Annotated in this window: 2 protein-coding genes; both read right to left on the reverse strand. The window is 41.9% G+C overall.

Translation table 11 applies throughout. From position 1 onward, the window contains the following. Positions 1–70 precede the first annotated feature (70 nt). Positions 71–730, reverse strand: coding sequence for a Bax inhibitor-1 family protein (locus tag D908_RS18000; RefSeq protein WP_086028621.1), 660 nt, complete (start codon positions 728–730; stop codon positions 71–73). 207 nt (positions 731–937) lie between these two features. Continuing rightward, complete coding sequence (locus D908_RS20165) at positions 938–1,072, reverse strand: DUF645 family protein (protein WP_086028623.1); 135 nt, start codon at positions 1,070–1,072, stop codon at positions 938–940. Position 1,073 lies beyond the last annotated feature (1 nt).

Genomic DNA, 1,073 nt, shown 5'->3' on the forward strand with positions numbered 1-1,073 from the left:
CACCGTGGCTCATTGGGACTGGAAACGCCGCGCGTTGACAGTCCCTCTTGAGGCGTTTGTTATGTGAATTTTATTTACGCCCCATAATCCGAACGATTCTCAAAAAAAGGTTAATGATATCCATGTAGAGTGCTGCTGCGCTATCAACTGCATTGTCTATTGTCTTGGGAATTTGATTTGCTCGTCCCCAATCATAGCCAATGTAACCGCAGAATATGATAACAACTGCCCAATCCAGCCATTCCTGGTGAATGCCGAGTATGAATATTTGAAAAAGCTCAACAACAATTACAGCTATTAATGCAATGGTTAACGCGCCAGAAATTTTTTGGAAGAAAACCGGAAACATTGTACCAAGCAACATCATTATGCCGGTCACTAATCCTGTAACCTTAATCGCTTCCAGAACTAACGATGGGTCATAATTTGATACGACTATGTTAATGATTAGCCCAAAAGGTACCACTACAAAGTTATAGCCTGTAAAACTGACTAAAGGATTTGATGACTTTTTAAATAAGTAAATCCCAAAGAAACAGCTTGCAAAATAGCTAATAAAAAAGATCCAAGGATTGATAGATGTAATTGATTCAACAGGAATATTTCCAACCATTAACCAATTAACCCAAAATCCCCAACACAGCACAGCCCCTATTGTGAGGTTATACAGCCTTGAGCTTATTTCTGGCTCTCCGATGTTAGTTCGTTCAAAAACATTAGATTCCATCAACCCGACTCTCCTTTTTCCACCATTCACATAACGCCCGCCTAAGGGGCTGGCAACGCATTACACCAAACTCAAACACAACAACCGAAACCACCGCGGCTCAATGGGACTGGAAACGCCACGCGTTGACAGTCCCGCTTGAGGCGTTTGTTAGTTTCGTAGCCCATTGTTTAGCAATGATTTTTCAAACACATTTGCTTGAAAGTCATTTTACGCAAAAGCATCAAACAAACACACGTCCAACGCCAAAAGCTGTGAAGTTGGCTGCCAAAACTCAAAGCGATCAAGGTTGAGTTGACTACGGTTAAGAGTCCGCGACAAAGAAAGCGAGATCACAGCGATGATG

This window comes from Vibrio mimicus CAIM 602 (assembly GCF_000338875.1).
GTDB lineage: Bacteria > Pseudomonadota > Gammaproteobacteria > Enterobacterales > Vibrionaceae > Vibrio > Vibrio mimicus.